13 protein-coding genes and 1 pseudogene are annotated in these 24,182 nt (G+C 48.9%); 1 reads left to right on the forward strand and 13 read right to left on the reverse strand.

Annotation, left to right across the window (positions count from 1 at the left end; genetic code table 11):
* Positions 1-102 precede the first annotated feature (102 nt).
* Positions 103-1,062, reverse strand: coding sequence for an NAD-dependent epimerase/dehydratase family protein (locus JCM12259_RS02220; RefSeq protein WP_024991610.1), 960 nt, complete (start codon positions 1,060-1,062; stop codon positions 103-105).
* A 181-nt stretch (positions 1,063-1,243) separates the two neighbouring features.
* Here JCM12259_RS02220 and kbl point away from each other — a divergent pair, with 181 nt between their 5' ends.
* Complete coding sequence (gene kbl / locus JCM12259_RS02225) at positions 1,244-2,431, forward strand: glycine C-acetyltransferase (RefSeq protein WP_025065254.1); 1,188 nt, start codon at positions 1,244-1,246, stop codon at positions 2,429-2,431.
* A 230-nt stretch (positions 2,432-2,661) separates the two neighbouring features.
* Here kbl and JCM12259_RS02230 read toward each other — a convergent pair whose 3' ends face one another.
* From JCM12259_RS02230 to hemG, 12 genes and pseudogenes are all read right to left on the reverse strand, one after another.
* Complete coding sequence (locus JCM12259_RS02230) at positions 2,662-4,203, reverse strand: Gfo/Idh/MocA family protein (protein ID WP_025065255.1); 1,542 nt, start codon at positions 4,201-4,203, stop codon at positions 2,662-2,664.
* A 123-nt stretch (positions 4,204-4,326) separates the two neighbouring features.
* Positions 4,327-9,009, reverse strand: coding sequence for an alpha-N-acetylglucosaminidase TIM-barrel domain-containing protein (locus tag JCM12259_RS02235; RefSeq protein WP_148299548.1), 4,683 nt, complete (start codon positions 9,007-9,009; stop codon positions 4,327-4,329).
* A 16-nt stretch (positions 9,010-9,025) separates the two neighbouring features.
* Complete coding sequence (locus JCM12259_RS02240; protein WP_025065257.1) at positions 9,026-9,928, reverse strand: endonuclease/exonuclease/phosphatase family protein; 903 nt, start codon at positions 9,926-9,928, stop codon at positions 9,026-9,028.
* 325 nt (positions 9,929-10,253) lie between these two features.
* A pseudogene (locus JCM12259_RS13365) lies at positions 10,254-12,031 on the reverse strand (RagB/SusD family nutrient uptake outer membrane protein).
* Between the two features lie 12 nt (positions 12,032-12,043).
* Positions 12,044-12,307: a TonB-dependent receptor gene (locus JCM12259_RS17090; protein WP_051559088.1), complete on the reverse strand. Its 264-nt coding sequence runs from the start codon at positions 12,305-12,307 to the stop codon at positions 12,044-12,046.
* A complete protein-coding gene (locus tag JCM12259_RS13370; RefSeq protein WP_051559092.1) occupies positions 12,304-15,165 on the reverse strand; it encodes a SusC/RagA family TonB-linked outer membrane protein in 2,862 nt (953 codons plus the stop codon). Before JCM12259_RS13370 ends, JCM12259_RS17090 begins: the two co-directional genes overlap by 4 nt.
* A complete protein-coding gene (locus JCM12259_RS16880; RefSeq protein WP_025065258.1) occupies positions 15,162-15,533 on the reverse strand; it encodes an STN domain-containing protein in 372 nt (123 codons plus the stop codon). The genes JCM12259_RS13370 and JCM12259_RS16880 overlap by 4 nt, the downstream gene beginning before the upstream one ends.
* Before the next feature lie 306 nt (positions 15,534-15,839).
* Positions 15,840-17,432 (reverse strand): glycoside hydrolase family 31 protein, encoded by a 1,593-nt coding sequence (locus JCM12259_RS02265; protein ID WP_025065259.1) that lies wholly within the window; start codon positions 17,430-17,432, stop codon positions 15,840-15,842.
* A gap of 257 nt (positions 17,433-17,689) precedes the next feature.
* Positions 17,690-19,444 carry a RagB/SusD family nutrient uptake outer membrane protein gene (locus JCM12259_RS02270; RefSeq protein WP_025065260.1) on the reverse strand — a complete coding sequence of 585 codons (1,755 nt, stop codon included), beginning with the start codon at positions 19,442-19,444 and terminating at the stop codon, positions 17,690-17,692.
* 15 nt (positions 19,445-19,459) lie between these two features.
* Entirely contained in the window at positions 19,460-21,373 is a 1,914-nt protein-coding gene (locus JCM12259_RS17095) for a SusC/RagA family TonB-linked outer membrane protein (RefSeq protein ID WP_234396527.1), read from the reverse strand.
* Positions 21,370-22,431 carry a TonB-dependent receptor plug domain-containing protein gene (locus JCM12259_RS17100; RefSeq protein WP_234396528.1) on the reverse strand — a complete coding sequence of 354 codons (1,062 nt, stop codon included), beginning with the start codon at positions 22,429-22,431 and terminating at the stop codon, positions 21,370-21,372. Before JCM12259_RS17100 ends, JCM12259_RS17095 begins: the two co-directional genes overlap by 4 nt.
* A gap of 367 nt (positions 22,432-22,798) precedes the next feature.
* A complete protein-coding gene (gene hemG, locus JCM12259_RS02285) occupies positions 22,799-24,178 on the reverse strand; it encodes a protoporphyrinogen oxidase (RefSeq protein WP_025065262.1) in 1,380 nt (459 codons plus the stop codon).
* Positions 24,179-24,182 lie beyond the last annotated feature (4 nt).

Consider the following 24,182-nt stretch of genomic DNA (forward strand, 5'->3'; position numbering starts at 1 on the left):
TATCGGCGGCTTATCGGAGATACATTCTTTCTCCCGATAAGCCGCCGATTCGATGTATTGGATATGCACTTCCCGCACATTTCGTACGAGAAGTGCAGCTGTTTATTGGTGTAACAGTTTCTTGGAAAGTTTTTCCAGCATATCGCGTGTCATCGCATCAAGGTCGTATTGAGGCTTCCAGTCCCACTCATTACGGGCACACGAGTCGTCCATTTGGTCGGGCCAGCTCTCTGCAATCTGCTCTTTCAACGGGTCTACGTCATAAACCATCTCAAAAGTCGGTTTGTATTTGCGAATCGCTTGATACAGTGTGTCAGGATCAAAACTCATCGATGCGATATTGAATCCGTTGTGATGGATAAGTCGTTGCGGGTCGGCTTCCATCAGACTGATGGCTGCATTAAGGGCATCGGGCATATACATCATATCCATTTTAGTGCCTTTACGGATGGGGCAAGTAAACTTTTCACCCCTCACGGCATAGTAATAGATGTCCACGGCATAATCGGTCGTGCCGCCGCCCGGTGGTGTTAAATAAGAGATAATGCCCGGAAAACGTACCGAGCGAGTGTCAACGCCGTACTTCTTTTGATAATAATCGCTCAGCAACTCTGTCGTAACTTTCGATACGCCGTAGATTGTTGCAGGTCGCTGAATGGTGTCTTGCGGTGTCATCTGGTGCGGGGTGTCGGGGCCGAACGAGCCTATCGAACTCGGTGTAAATACTGCACAGCCGTTCTCTCGGGCCACTTCAAGGATGTTCCACAGGCCGTCGATGCCGATTTTCCACGCCAAACGCGGCTTAGATTCAGCTACAACAGACAGCAGTGCAGCCAAGTTGTAGATAGTGTCGATATTATATTGCTTCACAATCTCGGTAATTCCCGCACCGTCTGTCACATCAGCGATAGCCGACGGACCGCCTTCTTTCAACTCGCCTGTGGGCTCTGCACCTGTAATGTAACCTGCGATGACATTCTGATTGCCATAACGCGCCCTCAATTCTCTGGTCAGTTCCGAACCGATTTGTCCCGTAGAACCGATTACTAAGATTCTTTTCATCTTATTTTAATATGTTTTTGTTTTTCACGTACAAAGTAAATGCTTTCCCGATTAACTTGTGCACGAGAAGCGTTAAATATGTTAAAATATAACGATTTGACGGAAAAAAGATATTGACAGGCCGCAGATTGTCGGAAATATTGTCTTACTTTGCGGTAACAAATCTAAAAAATCGAACCTTATGTATGGGAAAATGAAAGACCATCTCAGCAAGACTCTGGCTGAGATTCGTGATGCCGGACTTTACAAAGAAGAACGAATCATCGAGAGTGCACAGCAAGCTGCCATCACTGTTAAAGGCGAAGAGGTGCTCAACTTCTGTGCAAACAATTATTTGGGACTGTCCAATCATCCGCGACTCATCGATGGTGCCAAGGCAATGATGGACAAACGAGGATTCGGAATGTCGTCGGTACGCTTCATTTGTGGTACGCAAGACGCCCATAAAGAGCTTGAAGCGGCTATCTCCGACTACTTCAAAACGGAAGATACCATTCTTTACGCAGCATGTTTCGATGCCAACGGCGGTGTGTTTGAACCCTTGTTCACCGACGAAGACGCCATTATCAGCGACTCGCTCAATCACGCTTCTATCATCGACGGCGTGCGTTTGTGCAAAGCCAAACGCTATCGCTATCAGAATGCAGATATGAACGATCTGGAGCGTTGCTTGAAAGAGGCTCAGGCTCAGCGGTTTCGTATTATTTGTACAGATGGTGTTTTCTCAATGGATGGCAACGTTGCGCCCATCGATAAGATATGCGATTTGGCCGAAAAATACGATGCACTCGTGATGGTTGACGAGTCTCACTCGGCCGGAGTGGTAGGAAATACAGGTCACGGAGTAAGCGAACTCTGCGGAACTTACGGTCGCGTGGACATCTATACGGGCACTTTGGGCAAAGCTTTTGGCGGTGCGCTGGGCGGATTCACCACAGGACGCAAGGAGATTATCGATATGTTGCGCCAACGCAGCAGGCCTTATCTGTTCTCAAACTCGCTTGCTCCCTGTATCATCGGTGCCAGTTTAGAGGTCTTCAAGATGTTGAAGGAGAACAACGAACTGCACGATCGCCTCGTGGAAAACGTCAATTATTTCCGTGATAAGATGCTTTCGGCAGGCTTCGACATCAAACCCACGCAGAGCGCGATATGTGCCGTGATGCTTTATGATGCCAAACTATCGCAGGTTTATGCTTCGCGAATGCTCGACGAGGGTATTTACGTAACGGGATTCTACTATCCTGTGGTGCCGAAAGAGCAAGCGCGTATTCGCGTTCAGCTCTCTGCGGGACACACAAAAGACCAGCTTGATCGCTGTATTGATGCCTTTATCAAAGTAGGGAAAGAGCTCGGCGTGCTCAAATAAAGCACTACCTTTCTGCCTGATTGACGACATCCGCCAAGCGGATGACGAATAAATCAATACGGCTTCATATCTACTTGTTTTTCAATCGGATATGAAGCCGTTTCCATTGAATCGTTAATCGCCTTGCAACTAACTGTTGGTTACAGAGCGATCAACAGTTAGTTGCAAGGCGATTAACGATTAGTTGGTTTTAGTAAACGAGTTGGCAACTTGCCAACTCATTCACTCGTTCACTTAGTTTTCTTATCGATTTTCTCCCAATACTTCTTGCCTTGCGCTTTCAGTTTGGCTGTGAAAGCCTGTGCATCGGCAGCAGCCTGCGCCTCATCGACGGGCGAAGCATAAGCATGTGAGTAACCTTTAACATCTTTCCAATGGCCGCGCGTGAAATCGGGCACCTCTACCGGGATGTTGCCATGATCCATCGAGATCGCTCCGAGTTCAGCTAAACAACACCATTCTGCCAAATCATAGACATCCATATCGAGCGGAAGACCGTTCTGCAAACAATAAACCAATCGGCTGTCCATGATGAAATCCATGCCGCCATGGCCTCCCACTTCTTTTGCCTCATCGCCATATTTCTTCACAAGCGGACTCGTATAGGCTTTGACTAACGCGTCGGCATCATTGCGCGAGAGATAACTGTGGCCCGAAAGATCATCGGCCGACGGTTTGACACCGGCTTTCGACATCTCTTTTGACGACAATGCATAGCCTTCGATGGGGTATTTGTTGGCAAAACCGGTTGTTCCCGTGAGCTGATACATGCGATTATAGGGTTGCGGCGTCATCACATTGTGATGAATTTCGATCACTTTGCCATCCTCGGTACGAATGAGTGTGGTGGTCTGATCACCGTTTTTGAAATCGGTGCAAGCCTTTCCCGTCATCTCTTCCACATGCTTCCGTCCGTTCACCGACTTCGTATCCATGGCCACCAACGTGCGCATGCGATCGCCGCGATGAATATTGAGCACCTGTGCAATGGGTCCTAAACCGTGCGTTGCATAGACATCGCCACGGAAGTCTTTGTTATATGCCAGACGCCAACCCAACTTATCGTCGGCATTTCGCTTCCAATATTCATTCCAGAAAGGCGTAAGATCATGGCGATAAGCGCCCTGCACATAGATCACTTCACCGAAAACGCCTTTCTGCGCCATGTTAAGCGAGTTGAGTTCAAAGAAATCATAGCAGCAGTTTTCAAGTATCATGCAGTGCAGGCGAGTCTTTTCAGACAGATTGATAAGCTCCCATATCTCGTGCATATTCATTGCTGAGGGCACTTCTATGGCTGTATGCTTGCCGTTGAGCATCGCTTCGCGAGCCACGGGGAAGTGATGCAGCCAGTCGGTAGCTATGTAGACGAGATCGATATCTTTGCGTTTGCATAACGCTTTATAGCCATCTTCACCCGAATAAACGGCTGCCGCAGGCATACTTGCATTGCGAAGAATCTTCTGACAAGCCTCTGCCCGCTCGCGTTCATAGTCGCAAAGCGCCACGACTTGTATGCCGGGGATATGCGTCCAACGCTCAACTGCACCAGGACCACGCATACCCAAGCCCACGAATCCTACGCGAACGACTTTCAGTTTAGGTGTTGTGAGGTTGATAACATCCTTTTGTCCGGCGGGACGTACAGGTACTTCGGTCACAGCTGTGCCGTTGTTCACTTTGTAAGGCCAGTTGAACTGTGCCTTAACCGACTGCGGCAGCAACATCAAACAGGCTGCCGACAGACTTAAAAATAAGCTTTTTCGTTTCATTGTTGGTATTTTTTTACAGATCCAATCATCATGTTCGATTTCTTCAAAACACAACATTCGTTGTTACAACAAACGTTTTGTTGGTGCAAAGATACGATCATTTGTTTGATAAAACACATCTTTTCACTCAATATCTGACATCATTTCGATGTCGGGAAGAGTGTCGGCCGTGATGAGTAAATCAACTGTTTTATAACCTTTGAGCGTAAAACGGAGTCGGTCGCCGATGCGAGTTGCAATGCGATAATGGCCGTTTCGATCGGTGAAAACAGATCGGGCACCAAGCTGCGACGTCACTTTCACATGGGGCATAACGGATGCCTGAACGTCACGAACGATACCACTAACAGTAATTTCTGCACCCACTTGCATCGTGATCGATGGTGAATGGGCGGGCGTTGAGGTATGCATAGTGCGATCATCTGTTACTCGAAGCGTGTCGCGCAGCAAGATATGGTCTGACGATTCACCGATCTGGATTTCGAAATCACCAGCTTCCACTACGTTGCGCAGATTGCGATCGTGAAGGGCAAGATCGCAAATGGGCAAGCGAAACTGTATTTCACGGCTTTCGTGGGGGGCAAGATCCACTTTCTCAAAGCCATAAAGTTGTTTGATCGGTGTGGCTACCGAACTCACCAAATCGCGCACATAGAGTTGCGCTGTTTCCTTTCCGCGACGCGGTCCGATGTTGGTCAGTTTGAATTTGATGTTAATCGTGTCGCCACTAACGGCTAAACGCGATGCAACTTGCAGTTGATCGTAATGGAATTGAGTGTAAGTTAGGCCATGACCGAATGCATAAGCAGGATAGGGATCGCTGAAAACGTAATCGCGTCCGGGTTTATCGAGTTTCCCTTTCTTATTATAATAGCCTTTGTCTGTGGGCAAATAGTTATAGAAAACAGGTGTTTGTCCGTTGCTTTTAGGGAACGAAACGGGCAGTTTCCCTGATGGATTGAGATGTCCGAAGAGTGTTTCGGCCAGCGAAAGACCGGCTTGCTCGCCGCCATACCATTGTATTAAAAGTGCCGAGGCTGTGTTGCGGAAAGACTCAACAATGAGTGGTCGACCCGTCACTAACACCACAATAAAAGGTTTGTTGAGTCGTGCGACAGCCTCAATCAGCTGTTGTTGCACGCCGGGCAATCGCAAATCAGACAGATCATAACCTTCTCCGCTGGTCGCAGGAAGCGTGGGACGCGCCAGCAAAGCGCTCTGTGTGCCGACGACAATGATCGAAATATCACTTTGTCGGGCTGCTTTCACAGCTTTGTCAAAGCCTTTCGTGTCCTGCGAATATAGATCGCAGCCCTGTGCATAGCGGATTGTGACACGATCGCCGATGAGTTGCCGAATTCCCGAAAGTGGTGTGATGCCGTCTCGATTGTCCTGACTCCATGAGTAATCACCGAATTGCACGCGATCGGCATTAGGTCCGATAACAGCCACGGAGCGTAAACGGTCGGGGGAAAGAGGCAAGATGCCATGGCGATTCTCCAATAACACGATGCTTTCATCAGCTATCGCTTTGGCCGTTTGAATGGCTTCGGGCGTGTGAATATGCTTTTGCCAGCCGACGGTGTCGGGTAAAGTCTCATCGAAAAGACCCGAAGCAAACTTGGTGTAAAGGATTCGTTGCACGGATCGATCAATCAAAGCAGAGTCTAACTGGCCCTCTCTGACCAACTGTTCGGCCGTGCGATAATAATCGCTTCCGGCTTCGAGATCCACGCCCGCAGTGATAGCCTGGCGAGCAGCATCGGCTTCCGACGCTGCCGTTCGGTGAAAGTAGCGTAACATCGGGATTGAACCCCAATCGGAATAGACATATCCACGGAAACCGAGACTGTCTCGGAGAAGATCCGTGAGATAATAAGGCGAGGCCGTGATAGCCTCTTGATCATAGCTGCTGTAACAGTTCATGACCGACAACGCACCCGTTGTGCGAATGACATGAGCAAACGGTTTGACATAGAGATCGAGCAATTCGCGTCGTCCTCCATGCACCGACGCCAGATTAAGTCCGCCTGTCGGTGTGCCGTGTGCTGTGAAATGCTTGAGCGTTGGGATGACTCCCTCGCTTTGAAGTCCTGTTACATAGGCTGCGCCCATCCGTGAAATGAGATACGGATCTTCGCCGAATGTTTCTTCAACGCGCCCCCAACGCAGTTCGCGCGCGATGTCTAAGTCGGGCGCCAAAACTTGTTTCGCTCCGATGGCACGCATCTCTCGACCGATCATTTCGCCCATTCGACGAATCAATGATGGGTTAAACGTGGCCGCCTGAGCGATTGTTTGCGGGAAAATTGTGCATCCGTCCTGCACCACGCCATGCAAACCTTCCATCACCGGGATCACGGGAATACCCCAACGCGTGTCTTCGCGCATCGCTTTCTGAATGGTGTAGACGGCTCGAAGATATTGCTCCGAAGAATAAGGAAAGGCTTCCATGCAGCCGAAACTCATTCCGCCGGTGCGCGATGAAGTGAGTTTGGACAGGTCTACACGCCCATCGGCATCGAAATGTTTGACGTGTATGTGACGCATCTGCGCCAACTTCTCACGCAACGACATTCGGCGAGCAAGATCATTTGCCCTTAGTTGCGCGCTCAAAGACGCTTGTTTGTAAGGCAAGTAAGCGTTTTTGATCACCTCATCTACCATCTTTCGGAAATCGCCTTGCGGTGAGATGGGATAAACGTTGTGGCATTCGGTCCACGACTTCTCCATGGCGAAGTAATCGACGGGCGACGAATGACGACCTTCTAAACGATTTTCGAGGTCGGTATAAAAGGCTTTCCAGCGCGGGAGATAATAGTCTCGGAGCAGGCCCGACCATTCTTTATTGGCGTAATCATGGATTCTCGTTTCGTGATTGTCGGGTCCCCAATAGGTGATCTGCACGCGAGCGTTATGCTCCGAACGTTGCCGATCGGCCGGAGTCGCACCGTAACGTGATGCCTGGGCGAGCCAACGACCCAGGAGAAAATGACTGTCGGTGGCGAGAAGTCGGTCTTGCAAATCCAGCAGATGCATAAATTCGCTGCTGCTCCGATGCAGTTCCTGCCGATTGCTGTCATTGAATGCTCGGACAGATTGGCGATAAGCGTCGCGCGCATGATTGGCAAGCACTTGGCGGGCGAGGTCCACCAAATCATAGCGGAACGTCTCCGAACGAGCGAATTGGTCTGCGGCGCGGCGCATCTTGACCAAGGCTTGCACCAGCATTTGCGGATCATATTGCATTTGTTTGGGCCCCCACGTCGAAACACTTGTCACATGCAGACTCGGGCGTGCACAGAAGACGGATTCGAAAGTGCCTTCGCCTTTGATCTTGAATTCGCCGTAAACGGATCGAGCCAGCAGTTTCCAAGCTTGATACACATCGTCGTTCCAACGGCCATAACGGTAAAACACGTAATCATGCAACAGTGAATCGAGGTTGGGGGCTTTATCTTTCCACGCTGTTTTCAGCGCCAGATCATAGACGATCGGATTGGTTCCAATGCCTTCGGGCAGAATTCCCACGCCGCGCATCAGACTGTCTCGCGACTCGGCCAATGCCCGGTGAGGTTCTGAAACCAAGACGGGCAGCTGACCGCCCATGTCGGTCTTGCCTCCGAAATGATTGACGCTGCCCCATATCCAGGGCGTGTGATAAAATTCATCGGTGGCTTCCCATGTCGAGGTTATCTCTCCCGCAAGGTTGACAATCAGTGTATGGTGTTTGTCCAAACCATCGACGAGCGCGCGTTTGGGATTATTGTTCCATCCCTGCAACAGCCAAACGGCATCGGGAACATTTCGCAGCATCGTTTGCTGAACGAGTGTTGCGGTGCGGGTAACATCCATTCCGTCGGTCTTTCCGCCTTCATGAAAGAGATCTCCACCAAAAAATTTCAATCCGTTGCCATAATGTCGGCGCATGCTTTCATAATAGGTGCGGGCCATTCGGTCGAAAACGGCATTGCCGGGAAGCAGCACCGCGGGGCGATCAAACTTGTCCCAACGTCCTTGATCAACGATAGGCGCATCGGGTTTGTGTGTTTTCAGCGCACGCGGAACCATCCCGAAGAAACCTTGCATGACTGGCGTGATTCCCAGTTCGGCCATTCGCCTCAGAATCTTTTGCTGCAAAGTGCAGCGATCCAACATCATTCGGTGACTCATCGGACCGCCCCAGCCTTCGAGATTGCCCATCAGCCACCATGCTGTGAAGCCCGGACCAGGAATGAAACGGGCAATTTCGGCCTCGGAAAAGCCCATCGCTTGCAGCGTTTCCAACCAAACGATTTCGGTTCCCAAAGGGGCAAGCATCAGGTTGATGCCATTGAGTGCCATCCAGTCAAGTTCCCATTCCCAATCTTTCCAATCGTAAAATGCGTAACTATAATTATAGGTGCAATAGTTGAGTGCATAACGGTAAACAAACGGCGAAGCAATCATCGTCGGATGTTTTACCTCGGGTAATTTCGCAATCGGCGCAAGATTGTTGCCGCAATGGGAAATACTCTGGTGGCAGTATGTGTTCAGATAATAAAGGACGGCAGATGAAGCGGCCGACAACGAACTCGCTTCAATATGCAGGCGAGCATCTTTCGTCCATAGTCTGAAGCGTTCATGCCCTTGTGAATCGGCACTGATCGCATGGAAATCCACCCGTTCTGCCAATGTCGGGAAGCGTCGCGCCACCATCCGTCGGATGCCGCTGAAGTCTTGTGCAAGCATCGAAAGCCCTACAGAAAACGCGAAAACCAGCATCCATAAACGGTGGGCAACGCATGAAAAAGATTTGGAGCGCATCTGCATAGATGGTTGATTAAGGAGCAACTTCAATATCAACGAAGACGGGATAATGGTCGGACACGGTGGAAATATCCTTCACTGCGCCATCGATAGAGAGCCGTTTCACGATCGTGCTACCTTTTTTGACAATCTTCGAAGCCGCTGTTTGATGCAGCAAAACATAGTCGATGGTTTCTCCGGGACTGTCGGGTAAACTGCCGTCTGTGGCACTCAGAATACTGAAATAGGCGCTGAGCACGGGGAAAGCAGACACTTCGGGCTTCCATCGGAACGAATCGTTGAGGTCGCCCAACAAGAAAACTGGTCCCGACAGATGGCTCACCTCATTGCAAATCGTGGTTGCACTGGCCTTGCGTTTGCTGTTGTTGAGATCCAAATGCGTGGCCATCACCGTGAATTTAGGTAGTTGGGCGATGATCAACATCCGCCGTTCGTCGCCGTCCAAAGGCACATAAGTGACGCGACTCACACCGATCGACTTCTTCACCAATAGTCCGCAACCAATTCGTCCGCCATCGAACGATGCTGCCGAACCGAAAAACACATCATAATCAATGCCCGTCGCCTCTTTGATCTGCTGCAAGAGATAACGTTTGCCACGGCTTGCCACAGCGCTGTCAAGCTCTTGAATGGCCACAATATCGGCATCCAAGGCTCGAATAACATCAGCAAACTGACGCGTGTGAGCATCGCTGAAAGTTTTATCGGCCGTGTTGCTCTTGCAGTAAAACGAATTGTAGGTGAGCAACCGGATGCTTGCCGCTGTGGGTTTCCGATACGAGTAGTCAGTGGGTGAGATCGGAGGCGTGGGAATTTGGCCATTGTTCCCGTTGTTATCGTTATTGCCACAGCAGACTGTCGATATCGAGAAGAGGAGCAACAAGGCTCCGAAAGCGATAGAAGATATTTGTTTCATTATTGTCACTTTTTTGTTTCCGCCGGGGCGGAAAATGAGAAATCAACTTTTTTTGAGCTTCATCCACGGATGAAAAGCAATTTTTCGCTCATTCTGCATTTCATCCGCGGATGAAAGATTCATTTTCTCTTGTTTTGTGTTTCATCCACGGATGAAAGGCATTTTTTTGCTCATTCTGCATTTCATCCACGGATGAACGGCTCACTTTTTCTTGTTTTGTGTTTCATCCACGGATGAAAAGCAATTTTGTGTTCATGCTGCCTTTCATCCGCGGTTGAAACAACATTTTGATCATTTCAGGCTCTCACCTCTCACTCCAATCATTTTACCAATTCGGATTCTGGGTGAGTCGGCCACCGTAAAGCGTGACCTGATCCTGCGGAATGGGGTAGAGATAATCGCGGTTTTCGGTCCATGTGCGAGCGTTTTTATGTATGTCGTGCACAATGACATTGCCGCCCGCCATGCCGTTAGCCAACTCCACGTTTTCGTTGAGCTTGAGAAAGACGGTGATTGCAGTCAACTCGGGATACGTTGCCTTGCTTGGTGCCGTGGATCCAGCATAGATACAGATGTCGAGCGCATCATTCATGCCGTTGCCGTTCATGTCAAGCACTACGAATTTCTTTGTCGGATCGAGCGCCGGACAATAAATACCGCGGAATTGTTGTTCAAAAACCTTACCCTCTTTCCATCTCATCAGGTCGGCATAACGGAATCCTTCGCACAACAGTTCGATCGTTCTCTCGCGGCGAATCTCTAATATCACGCCCTTGTTTGCACCCGAGACGTTGGCATAACCGGTCTCGGCCGAGGCGAGATAAGCATCAGGAGCGGCGTTGGCTGCTGCCATGTTGATACCTGGCATACCCACACGTTGCCTGATTTTCAGCACCGATGCGTCAAGATCCGACTGTGTGAGTGTTCCCAATTCGGCCTTAGCTCAGCGTAATTAAGATAAACTTCGGCTGCGCGGAACAAGATCATGTCGTTATAAGACTTGTTGTAATTGTCCTGACTCTTATCCGTCACCCATTTGATGAGCTGATAACCCGTGGTCGTGGAAGCAAAACTCGGTGAGAGGATCTGCGTGTCTCCGATGCGGGTATAGCCCGGAGCGATAACCGTTTGAGCCAAACGCGGATCGCGATTCTGCATCTCCTGATAGTAAGTCATTGTGGAGTAGCCGGCTTGGTCGGTAAATCTTGTACCATCGCTCATTAAATAGCTATCCACGATCTTCTTGTTGAGACCGGGCTTCGAACCGCCGCTGATGAAGTATTGGTTGACACTATGCACGATGTTTAATCCCAAATTATAGTTGCGCGCAAGGATAACTTCTGTATCCTTAGCGTCGTTTGAAGCGAAGAGATCTCTATAAGGCGTGGTCCCCTTACTATAAATCGCATAGGGACTATTGTCCATAAACTGTTTGGAAGCATTGACAGCTTCTGTCAGATAGGCGTCATAACCATCGATTCCGTGATATTTTCGGAAGGTGCCTTCAAACAAAAAGATACGCGATTTCAATGCAAGTGCAGTCCATTTGGTCACGCGATACTTGCTCTTTGTCGTCGAAAGATGATCAATGGCATAGTTGATGTCGGCCAGTATATTGCTCATCAATTCATTGCGCGGCGTACGAGCCTCATACAACTTATCGTCGGTGGACGTGAGCGGTTGATCAAACCAGGGCACTTCTCCAAATCTTTTGACTTTCTCGAAATAGAAGTAAGCCCTGAAAAAACGAGCTACTCCGTCATACTCTTCACGTACACTGGCATCCGAACAACGCACAGAGTTTTTGAGATAAGTATTGATATCCGACAGCATTTGCCATGACCAACCGCCGCCGGAAGCCGGAACAGTGCGAGTGCCAAGCACTTCCGAGGTCAATGCTGTGGGTATGACGATATCCGAAGTTTCGCCGTAGATGTTCTCGGCAGCAGGTATCAAGGCATAGAATCCATTGGTATAGGCTTCTAATTCGGCTTTGTTGTTGAAATAATTCGTGCCTGCCAGAGTGTCCTGTGGTGTTCGTTCCAAATCGCAACTCGCAACGAATAACGTTGCTGCGAGCGTTATATAAGTGATTGTTTTCATAAATATGTCTGTCTAAAAGGTGATGTCAAGTCCGAAAGAGAATGTCTTTGAATAGGGATATACGCGTCCGTTGGAATCCACAGCCAACTGTTCTGGATCGAGATATTTGTTGTCAAGTGCAGTGAAAGTGAATAGATTCTCTCCGCTGAAATAAACTCTCACCTTATTGATATTGATCTTTCGTGTCAGCGATGCAGGTAACGTGTAACCCAACGTGAGATTTTTCACGCGACAATAAGCTAAGTTTTGAAGATAACGATCATTGACATAGCTCATCGCATTGCCGTTGCGTGCGAGGTCTGCGGCTGCCGCGGGAAGTAAGAATCAAGATTATCGGTTCGCCAAACCTTATTTTCGAAGTCGGCAGGAATGAATGATGAGTAAGCACGGGCATACGGTCCCCAAAACATCATATTGTTGCCGCCGGGATAAAGATTCTGTTTCCCAACGCCTTGGAGGAAGATCGAGAAATCGATTCCATTCCAAGCGAGATTCGCATTGAAGCCATAGTGATAGCGAGCGGTGCTGTTTCCCAGTTTCACCAAGTCACCATGATCTTCCAAGGTGCCTTTCCCGTTATCGATCTTTTTGCTTCCGTCCAAATCGGAATAGATCAGATCACCGGCTTTATCGGTGAAACGTGAGTTGATAAAACTTTGATCCACGCCTCTCGAAACAGCTTCTTGATCTGTCCGGTAGATGCCTTCGATACGGTATCCCCAAATCTCTCCCCATTCCATTCCTTCATAATAACGTCCCAGGGTTTTGGTTTCATTGCCATGATATTTGATCAATTTAGATTTGCTGTCGGCCAAAGAGACAGCGAATCCATAGGTGAACGGTTTGCCGGCAAGATTGAAACGGTCGTTCCATCCCAGCACGATCTCATAACCATTGGTGCGTAATTGGCCATTGTTTTCAAGTGGAGCAGCATAGCCATAGACATCGGGTAGAGTGAGCGAAGTGGCTAACATGTCTTTCGTATCACGTCGATAGAAGTCTAATGTGGCTGTCAATCGATTATTGAAGAAGCCGAGATCGAGTCCGATATTCTTCGTTACAATAGTCTCCCAAGTAAGATCACCCGACACGGGACTGTCTAACTGGGAATAAGCCACATATTGATTGTCGAAAATATAATTGAACTTAGCAGACGATTTCACTTGTACGCGCCGGATGTAAGGATAATAGGGGTTGGCATATCCGTCTGTAACCTGATTGCCGAGAGAGCCCACCGAGAAACGGATCTTCATGTTATCCACCGCCTTTTTCAGTGGATTAAAGAACGGTTCGTCGCTGATGCGCCAACCGACAGCCACAGATGGGAAGAAACCCCAGCGACTTCCTTTCGGGAAACGCGATGTGCCGTCATAGCGCATGTTTACTTCGGCTAAGTATTTACCGGCATAATCATAGCTGATCCGGCCGAAATAGCCCAGCAAAGCATATTCATGTTGACCGCCTTTAACTCCTTTGTCGCCCGTTCCCAAGGCTAAATCGTTGAGAATATTCGACAAAAGATTACGCACCGAAGCCTCGGTGTTCTTGTATTTACCAGTCTCGCGGTTCACGCCGGCAACAACATTGAAATTGTGCAAACTGTCAAACGTCTTCTGATAAGTGGCATACAGATCATAGACATAATATTCTTCCTTGGTGTTGATCTCTTTGAGACGATTGCCGAAGAAGCCGGATGTAGCCTCCAAAAGTACGCCTGGACGTTCCGAATACGTGAAACCGGCCTGGCGGAAAGTCTTCTCCTTATTATATTTACGATAGCTGACATTCCCAACGAGATCCAATCCTTCGGCCAGATGTGCCACAGCGTTGAGCGCAAAGGTCACTTGCGTCTTGTCTACTTTGGTAAAACCGTCGCCTTGACGCAGCATCGCGGCGAATCCGTCAGCTGGTTTGTTGGCCGAAGGAGCATACGTATAAACGTTGGATCCATCCGGATTGTAAGGCATGACATAAGGCATGGCATGAAACATCAAGTTTCCGAAATTGCCGCCATCTTCATAATCATAGCCAGGCGATTTGTATTTCGACTTGAAAAGCATGGCGGTGGCTGTGAGTTTCAGCCACGGATTCACTTGTGCACCAAACTTGCTGGTAAATGTCTTGGTCTTATATTTATCCGTGTTAAGGGCATAAATACCTTTATGATCATTGAGATTGGCGCTGATCACATAGTTCAGCTTGTCTGTTCCGCCCGAAATGTTGAGGTTATGATTCCATGTTGGCTGACTGAAATCAAACAAATAGTTGTACCAATCGAAGTTCCCGTAATAGCGATACCTGCCGTCGCTGCCTGTAACCACCCATGGACGGGCAGGATTTTCGGTTTTGTCGAAACGGCGAGATTCCAATTCCGCGTAGTCGCTCTGCGTGTAATTGGTGTAGCTGCTATTGTTCATTGACATATTGAAAGCATCGGCGATTCTTGCTGCATCATAGCCGGTGGTGATGAAATCGGTCTTGGTTGTGGGACTGGAAAAGCTGAACCGACCGTTATAAGTGATGTGTGAAGTGCCGTCTTTGCCTGATTTCGTCGTGACAAGAATCACACCGAAGCCGGCACGCGCACCGTAAATGGCAGCCGAAGCAGCGTCTTTCAATACCGAAATTGACTCGATGTCGTTGGGATTGAGCCTATCGATACTGCCTTCCACACCGTCGATGAGCACCAACGGAGCACCCGAATTGACGATTGAAGTGGCTCCACGGATATTCATTCGCGTGGCTTCACCCGGCGTTCCGGATGCAAACGTGATGTTGAGATTAGGCACTTGACCCTGCAACATCTGTCCGACATTCGACACGGGGCGATCTTTCAGTTGCTCGGCAGTCACAGCACTCACGGCGCCAATCAGATTCGCTTTCTTTCGCGAACCGTAACCCACAACCACAACTTCATCCAAGGCATTGTTGTCCTCGGTCAAAACGATATTCAGCGAGCGGTTTCCATTCGTGCGAATGTCTTGCTGCTGGAACCCGATATACGAAATCTGGACCATGGAATTGTCTCTGACACGCAGGCTGAAACGTCCGTCAACGTCGGTCAGCGTGCCGTTTTTGGTACCTTTTTCATAGACGCTTGCCCCGACAATGGGATCTCCATGACTGTCTTTCACGGTTCCGCTGACGCGTCGCCAGTCGCCTTGCGCACTACCTGAGGCCTTTGATGCGGCTTATCTGATATGACAATCGACTTAGAAGAGACGATTTTGTATTCCAGATTGCGCCCTTCCAGCACGGCATCGAGCACCGCCTGCACAGTTTCATTGGTGCGCGAAACGGTGATGTCTCGCCGCTCATCGATCACCACATTGCGGTAAGAAAATCGATAAGTGGTTTGTTTTTCGATGGCGCCGAACACTTGTTTTAAAGACACATTGCGCAGATTCAATGTCACTGTTTGTGTCTGTGCGCGAGCCGTCAGGCCGCAAATGCAGAACAGCAACATCAAAGCGCCGCATTTGATAAAATGGTGTACATTCATTGTTAATAGCGGTTTAAGTTAGACTTTTAACTGAATTCTGATTTATATTAATTAAGACACAGGCGTGCAAAGAATGTACCGAAAAAATCAAAGGATTAACATTTGATAAGAATTAATGTTTAGACAGAAAACGAGTTTGTAACAGTCTGCTGATGATTAACCATTAAACGGCTTGCCATTAACCGTTGATCACGCGCCGTTTAACGGTTAATGGTATCGTGATTGACCGTTACTTGCGATGCAATTGATAGCGCATTAATCCCCAGCGATATATAAATGGTTTTTCTGGATACGCCTTTCGCTCTCTTATTTCTGCTTAATCCGCTCAAAGTAAGGGAGTCGATCAAGCGGCACATGGATCTTGATCGTGCGCCCGCCCCTATGGATTCGACCTTGATCATCTGTCCATTTCCCTGGGGGCAAAACGACGTTGCGCGTATTCTTATCATCAATAATAGGCGCAACAAGATATTTGTCGCCCAACATAAACTGGTCTTTTATCTGGGCATAACCTTGATGCGGGAAGACGTATTCCATGTTGCGCACAATGGGTTCGCCCGTTGTTGCCGACTGTTTGGCGCACGACAGGATGTAGCTTCCAAACTTTTGATGCAGCTTGGCCATGCGGCGGACAATGTCAAGATTATCTTTGTCAAGGATACGCCACGGTGCAACGGAAAACTGCATCATAGGCATCAGCGCATGCACTTGGGCTGAACGAACGATAAGACGCTGGTCGAACTGATCAGCATTCACATTCATGAACGAGCGGAAAGAGCCTCCGCCGATCATGTCGGGGCAAGTGTAAGCATAGCCCAGCAAGCCTGCGGCGATCATATCGGGTATGAGTAGGCGCACAGCTCGCCAAGAATAGTCCTTGTCTCCCAGCCGTTGCACCAGCTCCCGGCATCCCATTTGCCAACCTGCACGGTATTCATTGAAGGGAAACTCACAGCCGATCTCTGCCCAAGCACGTGTGTGGTCTACTGCAATGCTGCCCGCTTTGAACGGCACGAGATCCCTACGGTCGTAGAAATTGTTGTCGCCGCCGTCGAATTTAAATCCGTCTACGCCATAGGCTTGTTGTATATCGCGTAGCTGTTGGATCAAATAAGCCTTCGCTCCGGGGTTGGTTAAATCGAAACAAGCACTCTGTCCATTCCACCATTTGATCATGGCAGGATCGCCGCTGGTATCTTTCAGCAGCAGTCCTTTGGCTGTGAGAGAACGATATTCGGGGCTGTCGGCCGAGACAAATGGACTGATCCACAGCATCACTTTGAATCCCATTCGGTGAAGTTGAGCTATCATGCCCTGCGGATTGGGGAACTTGTCGGGCTTAAACTCAAAGTTTCCGTAATAGCGCTGCCAGTTATCGTCTATCATGATGATGCCTGTCGGGAATCCATTCTTCACGATGTTTTCGGCATAATTTAGTATGTCTCGTTGATTTTGGTTGTACATCAACTCTATCCACGTGTTATATTGCGGCATTGTGAAAAACAGTTCGTCGGGCAGTTTGCCGCTGGGCACGAAGTGTTTATGTGCTGCATCGAGATAAGCCTCACGCAGCGTGCTGCCTCCCCGATTGATTTTCACCTTGCCGTAATCAGACTCTATACGGATGTTATTGCCCGAAACCGTGAAGCGGAAAGGGCGATCGCTCCACACATAACGTCCCCGGCTGGAAACCAACAAGGGCGAAACCTGATTGTTATAGTTGTGATTAGCCATATCAACCGTTTCGAGTGGGGCGACATAAGGCATTTTAGAACCTAATGCAGTGGCGCCACCCCACCAATATTCATCCTGTTCGAAGACAATGTCTGTGATCTGTTGTGCCGTTGAAACACCGCAGATCAGACAGAGCACAAGTATTAATCGGCATTTCACGTACATCATCTGTCACACTTTTTTGTAGAAATTTGATTAGCAAATAGATACGCTTTGCCATGCAACTCACCGTTAATCGCGCGACAACTAACTGTTAGTTGCACGCCGATTAACGGTTGGTTGCTGCGCAATCCGATATTATTTGCAAATGACCGGATGCCAAGTTTGATTTGATCGATTTACAAATCGTATTGCAACAAGGGATCGGATGCGCTGTCGATCCGTTCGGAATTCATTATAAATGATGAATGGCGAATCATGGATTAATTCGAAGTTGGATTTTGCTCCAGCGTTCCGTTATAGGCATTGATGGCCGACTGCGGGATGAAATAGATCACGCGGTAGTCCGTTGCTGGTATATCGACCATCGGTTTATGTGGACCTGGATAGCGACGGGTGAGTAAATCGCCGTTGCGGAACACGTCGTAACTGCGTTCGGCTTGGTAAGCCAGTTCCAGCTGACGCTCTTTGTCGACGAGACGCTTGGCTGTCGTCGCAGTGAATTGCGCCGCCGTGTACTCGCCTCCAACGATGGCACGACCGCGAATCACGTTGACATCGGCCATCGCTGACGTCAGATTACCCAACTTCACATATGCTTCGGCACGATTGAGATACATCTCATCGAGGCGCGAAACAATCGGGGAGTAAAGTTGATTTTCGCCTCCGCCCTGACGGGAACATTTCACGATGTAGAACATCGGATATACGCGGTTGAGCTTTATTTGGTAATCAAGCACGCCTTCATAGGTGTTCCCGTCCTTGTAATGAATGGAATAGCGGCGTTGCGAAGCATCAACGGCAGTCAGCGTATAGTTAGTGGTGGTGTTGTCTTCGGTTATCGAACAGGTCACAATGCCACCGGCAGTCTGTTTGTAAGGTGCTTGCACGTAATTGAAATTCACTTGCGATCCATCGGCAGCATATACGTTTTTGATGAAACGGAATACAGGTGTGTATTTATCATTATCTTTCACATACTGAGGTTCGATGAATTGTGCGCGAATATCAGTGTAATGGTGGTTGAACCAATCGTTTTCGCCGGTCTCATTGAGCATCGACAGATACTTCGCACTGGCATACATCTCACCCCAACCCATGCCGCCGATGTTCGAATACATACCACCGATGGTGTAATAATAGTCGTCTCCTGAGTATTCTGACTCTACACGTTTGACAACAAAGATGTTTTCGGTGTTATCTTCGGGCGCTAACGTGTTTGATTTTCCATAATTTTCACGCGGCAGGAGTTTGAATTTTCCAGAGTCGATTACCTTGGTTGCATATTCGACCGACTTCTTTGCATAAGTCGTGTTGGGATTTTCATAAGTGCCACTCATATAGAGATAAATGCGGCTTAACATCGCCCAAGCAGCTTCGCGAGATGCAAAGATGCACTTCTTGGCACCGTGCAGGTCGACGGTCATCAGTTGGGCGGCTTTCTCCAAGTCGTTGATGGCTTGCTCATAAGTCTCTTTCACAGTGGAGCGCGACGGCAATCGGGTGTTCACCGGATCGTCGGGTGTGCCATTGACAAGAGGTAATCCGAGATTCTTTTCAGGATTCTGAGCATAGGGTTTGCCAAAAGCGCGACAGAGATAGAAATACAACATCCCACGCAGATAATAGCATTCGCCCAATTGTGTGTCCATTGTGGCATTCTGTCCTTCGGCTGTCGACTTGATGATATTCGATGTCTGGGCAATCACTTTATAGCTGTAATCCCAGAAATTTTGCAACCGATAGTTGTTCGGTGTGCGTGAATAAGAGATGAATTCGTAGAAAGCGTCGGTCGAAGTACCGCGAATCACGATGTTATCGCCCGCATATTCGCCGCACCGATACATCGGATCCGACCATGTTTTGAGGTAACCGTAGCACCCGTTCAACAGTGAAGAAAACGTCTCTTGAATGTCTTTCTTCACCCTGTCGCCCTCCATCATATACTCGGGATGGCGTTCGACGCTGCACGAAAGCAATGCCATGACAGCGACAATCGATATAAATAGCTTCTTCATAGTGACTTAAACAATTTAGAATGTGACATTAACACCGAGCATAAACTTGCGTACCGAGGGGTAAACTCCTGGTCCGGCAGACACAGAAAGAGCCGTGGAACGCTCGCCGGAACTATTCCGTCCGTCATCGGAAGCAGGTAATTCGGGATCCACTCCTGAATAACCCGTGATGCAGAAGAGGTTTTCACCACTGATATAAACGCGCAATGCCTTGATGATTTCACTCTTCAAAGAAAAATTATAACCCAAAGTGACGGAGCGAAGTTTTAAGAAATCGGCACTCTCTAAGTAGCGTGTAGAGGCTTTGTTGGAGTTGGTCGAATTGTTGTAAGAGGCCAACGGATGAGTGGCTTGATCTCCGGCTTTGGTCCAACGAGTCCAACCCTTTTTGAGTTTAAATTGATTTCGGTCTGTGTAAGCACCGTCGGAATCGTATTCTTGACGTGCATAATTATAGATGTGAGCACCGAGTGAATAACCGAAAACAGCATTCAAGTCGAATCCTTTATATTGAAGCGTCGTGGAAAAACCGCCAAAGACCGTTGGTGTTGCATGTTTGTCGAGTTCCACTTGATCAGCTTTCGCATACGAATCTGTGGTTACGCGCTGTCCGTTTGCATCCGTGGTGTACCACAACGGAGCGCCATTTGCTGGATCAACACCCGCCCATTCACGTAGATAATACGTGTCGGAGCTTAGTCCCGGTTTTAATAACGTGTTGGCAGAACCCGCAAATCCGTCACCGCGAATAATTTGATCGCGTCCGCCATAGAGCTTCTTGATTTTGTTGGAATTAGTTGAGAAGTTGGCATCCAGCGTCCAAGCAAAATCTTTCTGTTTGATTATATCGAGCGAAAGCGTGGTTTCAAAGCCTGTGTTTGTCAGTTCGCCGATGTTTTGCCACACGCTTGTTATGCCCATAACACCCGAAACGGGCACTTCATAAAGCAGATTATTCGTGCGTTTCTTATACAAATCAAATGTCATTCGCAATCTTTTGAACATGTTTAAATCCACTCCCAAACCGATGGTTGTGGTCTTTTCCCACGTCAGTTTGCGATTACCGATCTGCGAAATCATAGCTCCCGGCGTTTCGTCATAACTCTGGGTGAGACTGTAAAGGTCGTATTGCGGGTAGAGACTATTAGGTCGACTGCCCACGGTTCCATACGAAGTGCGCAATTTCAGATAGTCGATGCACGGCACTCGGAACCACTTTTCGGCTGTAGCTACCCATCCGCCACTCACCGAGAAGAATGTTCCGTAAGCGGCGTCTTCACCGAAATTGGAAGCGCCATCAGTGCGGAGAGACAATTGCAACATGTATTTATTGTCGTAATCGCCGTTGAAATTGGCAAAGAAAGATTGCACAGCCCACTCGTATTTGTTACCGCTGACTGCCTCGGGAGTAGCCGCGAGGTCGAGTTGTGAGTAACCCTGAACGATTCTTGTGCCGTTAGCACCATTGAATTTATACTCTCCATCGTTGAATTCATAGCCCAACATGAGGAATCCATTGTATTTACCGAATCTCCGCGTAGCTTTCAACAACTGATTGGTATAGCGTCGGATGGCGGTGGAATTGCTTTCACTCACACGCCCGATATCTTCTGCTCCCGACGTGCGAGGATCCGTATAAGATTTGTCGAAGTGCGTATGCCAACGATAACTATTGACAGATGAGAACGTAAGCCAGTCTGTCAAGTAAATGTCGAAGTCGAAGTTGCCGTTGAAAGAATAGGAATCATACTTGCTCCAATTATATTGCAGTTCGTAAAGATAGTTCGTTGAGTTGCTGTTTACCCAGTCAGACGAATAGTTGCCGACGATGTTTCCGTCTTTATCATACGGCGAATCCCACGGTAACATTGAATACATTGCCGTCACAGAACGTTGTTTGTCGTCGATCACTCCCTTGTGCCCACTCACCGTCGGACGAATAGCGATCCAGTGATAAGGCTGAAATTGAGTTTAAACATTGCGTTATAGCGCGTGTAGTCATAGCCTCTCACGGCGCCGTTTTCATCATACACCCCGCCGGTGAACAATGCGTTGAGTTTCTCAGAACCGCTACTGATCGACAGATCGTAGTTCTGCACAAAACCGGTGTGTGTTGCCAGCTTCCACCAATCAAAGTTGCTGTTGCGCAATTGATCATTCCAGCGCGTGAAAGAGATCTCCGATGCATTGGAAAACGACTTGTAATAATCATATAGTTCAGCTCCATTCATCATTTCCACCTTACCATTATTGAGCGCCGAAACACCCATCTTGGCTGAGAAATTGATGCTCGTCTTACCTGATTGAGCCGATTTCGTGGTGACAACAATCACACCGTTGGCTCCCTGCGAACCATAGATAGCTGTCGAAGCTGCGTCTTTCAGCACCGTGAGCGATGCAATATCGTTGGGATTAATATCACCGGGATCTTTGCCGACAATCACACCGTCGATCACCCAAAGCGGTGCCGTGCTCCCGTTGATGGTTGATTTTCCGCGGATAATGATGGCTCCGAACGCACCCGGTCTTCCCGAACCAGGCACCACATTGAGCCCTGGCACCTTACCCGAGAGCATATTAGTCACGTTGGGTGTCGTGGTGTTGGTCAGATCTTTGGCGTTAACCGACGACATCGAACCCGTCAAACTGTTGCGTTTTTGCGTGCTATAACCTACCACGACAGTCTCGCCCAGCGTTGTCTCGCGCGGAATGAGTTTCACGGTAAGACCATCTGCGGCCTTCACCGTCTGTTTGTTATAGCCCAGAGAGGCCACTTGCAGTCGCTCGCCGGGTGTCGCCTCGATAGCGAACGCACCGTCAATGTCGGTCACTGCCATGCGTTTCGTACCCTCAACAGTGATATACGCGCCGATGAGTGGTTCTCCGGTGTGCGCATCGATCACTTTTCCTTTGAGTTTGGCGGTCACAGTCTGTGCGACGGACAACGCCTCTGCTCCGGCTCGTTGTGCTGCGATGGGGCAACCCATGAGGCCAAAGCCAGGAACAAAGCATTCAGATAATGTTTTCTTTCCATAGTGTTGATGTTTTTAATAGCTTGTTGTTAGTATCGGTTTTCAGCATCATCAAGAGTCTGTCTCGACTCTTTCGTAGAGTTGGTTTACGCTGCAAAGTTAACGAAATATTCCGAACCTCCAAATATTTTGCAAAAAAGTGATGAGCATGCCAATACAATTTGCCAAGCAACTCACCGTTAATCGCGCGCCGACTCATCGTTAGTTGCAACGCAAGTAATCGTTAATCGGCGTGCAGACATACGTGTTACGAATATCGCGAGATATGAAACAGTTGCATGATCGGATGAAAGCGATCAGATAGATCAATGTTGTCGGCAACTTAAATCGTCTTTCCGATGCTTGCACCTTGCTTGATTCGGTGCGCCATCCCGATGCCGTCGCGAAGATTGCCGGCGATGATCAGACCGGGGAATTGACGTTGAATAGCATCAATGGCAGCCAAACGCGCATCGGTGCTCCATTCATATTGCGGAATGGCTTGTGGATGGCGATAGATGCGAAAGGCGTCGATTGGCATATCGGCAGGGTATTTCAGCATCGTGTGCAATGCTTGATCGATGATCGATTGCAGTTCGTCGTCGCTTTTCCTAATATACTCGGGGTGATGAACACCACCGAGGAAGAACGAAAAAACGGCTCCATTTTCGGGCGAACGACCCGCAAAACAAGCCGAAGGAAACAAGATTCCGAGTACATTCTGATGTTCGCGCGAGGGAATCAAACCGCCGAATGCTGCATGACGAGCCTTGTCTGCATGGGCAATGCCTACTCCGATCTGCACCACCGGGGCATATTTCAGGCTGCTGATGGCCTGCATCTGCGCCGCATCAACAAACGGAAGCAAGGCCGGAAGGGCATAAGCGCCACACGTGGTGATCACTCTCTTGCAGCGAATCAGTTGTTGTTGGTTGCCATTAACTGTTAGTTGCACGACGAAAGAGCCTTTTTCAGGCGCTATCTTGATGTTAGTTGCGTTGCAAGTAACATGCTTTTGCCCGACGGCTTGTCCCAAAGCGTCGATCAAGTGTTGCAGACCGCCTCGGGCAGAGAACACTTTCCGTGTGGCCAGTCGGTCGCGTTCGGTTTTCGGTTCGCGTGCTTTGGCGATGGCGCCACGTATAAACGAACCGTAGTCTTGCTCCAAATGATAGAGCTTGGGCAATGCAAACCGCGTGGGGAGCATCATCGGATCGCCGGCGTAAATGCCCGAAACAAACGGATCTACGGCGTAATCGAGATACGATTTACCCAATCTTCGCGCGGCCAAAGCCCCCACTGATTCATCGGGATCAGTGCCTTTGCGTCGCCACGGTTCGCCGATGATGCGCAGTTTGTCGCTCCACGTGAAGAGAGGAGTGGTGAGTGCGGTTGCGATGCCATGCGGCAAAGGATGAAACTGGCCATTTTTCCAAACCAGTCTGCATTTGGATGAGGCTCTTGCCAACTCCAACTCGCAATGCGGATGCAGATCATTGAAGAGTTCAGCAACCTCTGGACAAGAGACAGTACCGGTGTTTGGCCCGCTCTCAAAGATGAAGTTGCCCACCCGATGGGTGCAGATTTGTCCGCCGATACGGTCTGCCTGCTCGACGATTTCAACATTCAAGCCCCGTTTTTGAGCATAAAAAGCAGCGGTAAGACCCGTCAGTCCCGCACCGATCACCACCACATCGCGCATTCGGAAATCTTCGTTTTCCATTCGT

Origin of the sequence: Hoylesella enoeca JCM 12259, from assembly GCF_000613405.1 — a bacterium.
Classification (GTDB): Bacteria; Bacteroidota; Bacteroidia; order Bacteroidales; family Bacteroidaceae; genus Prevotella; species Prevotella enoeca.

Coding starts and splice junctions, on each gene's coding strand:
- JCM12259_RS02220 (WP_024991610.1), bottom strand. CDS start 1,062: ATGAAAAGAATCTTAGTAATCGGTTCTACGGGACAAATCGGTTCGGAA.
- kbl (WP_025065254.1), top strand. CDS start 1,244: ATGTATGGGAAAATGAAAGACCATCTCAGCAAGACTCTGGCTGAGATT.
- JCM12259_RS02230 (WP_025065255.1), bottom strand. CDS start 4,203: ATGAAACGAAAAAGCTTATTTTTAAGTCTGTCGGCAGCCTGTTTGATG.
- JCM12259_RS02235 (WP_148299548.1), bottom strand. CDS start 9,009: ATGCGCTCCAAATCTTTTTCATGCGTTGCCCACCGTTTATGGATGCTG.
- JCM12259_RS02240 (WP_025065257.1), bottom strand. CDS start 9,928: ATGAAACAAATATCTTCTATCGCTTTCGGAGCCTTGTTGCTCCTCTTC.
- JCM12259_RS17090 (WP_051559088.1), bottom strand. CDS start 12,307: ATGAGCTATGTCAATGATCGTTATCTTCAAAACTTAGCTTATTGTCGC.
- JCM12259_RS16880 (WP_025065258.1), bottom strand. CDS start 15,533: ATGAATGTACACCATTTTATCAAATGCGGCGCTTTGATGTTGCTGTTC.
- JCM12259_RS02265 (WP_025065259.1), bottom strand. CDS start 17,432: ATGTACGTGAAATGCCGATTAATACTTGTGCTCTGTCTGATCTGCGGT.
- JCM12259_RS02270 (WP_025065260.1), bottom strand. CDS start 19,444: ATGAAGAAGCTATTTATATCGATTGTCGCTGTCATGGCATTGCTTTCG.
- JCM12259_RS17100 (WP_234396528.1), bottom strand. CDS start 22,431: ATGGGTTGCCCCATCGCAGCACAACGAGCCGGAGCAGAGGCGTTGTCC.
- hemG (WP_025065262.1), bottom strand. CDS start 24,178: ATGGAAAACGAAGATTTCCGAATGCGCGATGTGGTGGTGATCGGTGCG.